Consider the following 533-nt stretch of genomic DNA (forward strand, 5'->3'; position numbering starts at 1 on the left):
TGTCCTTTGCGCCTTTGCGGTTCATGGGATTGAATACATCGGGAGAGATCGAGACGTGCGTGCCGGGAGAATTCGATGGGGCTGATCGTTCAGAAGTACGGCGGCACATCCGTGGCGAATGCCGAGCGGATCAAGGCGGTGGCCGAGCGCGTCAAGCGCTGGCGCGACGAGGGACATCGGGTCGTGGTCGTAGTGTCGGCCATGTCCGGAGAGACCGATCGACTGCTCGGGCTTGCCAAGCAGCTCCAGGAGCGCCCGGTGCCGCGGGAGCTCGACGTGCTCCTGTCCACCGGCGAGCAGGTGACGATCGCGCTCTTGAGCATGGCGCTCGACGCCATGGGCTGTGCCGCCCGCTCCTACACGGGAGGGCAGGTGCATATCCTCACAGACAGCGTCCACAACAAGGCGCGCATCCACGACATCGACGCCGCCCGTGTCGGCGCAGATCTCGAAGCCGGTCGGGTCGTGGTCATTGCCGGTTTTCAGGGTGTCGACGCCGAAGGCAACATCACCACGCTCGGTCGCGGCGGCTC

At 65.3% G+C, this 533-nt stretch carries 1 pseudogene; it reads left to right on the forward strand.

The features are described 5' to 3' along the window. Positions 1-75: 75 nt before the first annotated feature. Positions 76-533, forward strand: a pseudogene (locus B4N44_RS03635) (aspartate kinase); the annotation flags it as partial.

This window comes from Thiocapsa sp. UBA6158, from assembly GCF_002423035.1.
Classification (GTDB): domain Bacteria; phylum Pseudomonadota; class Gammaproteobacteria; order Chromatiales; family Chromatiaceae; genus Thiocapsa.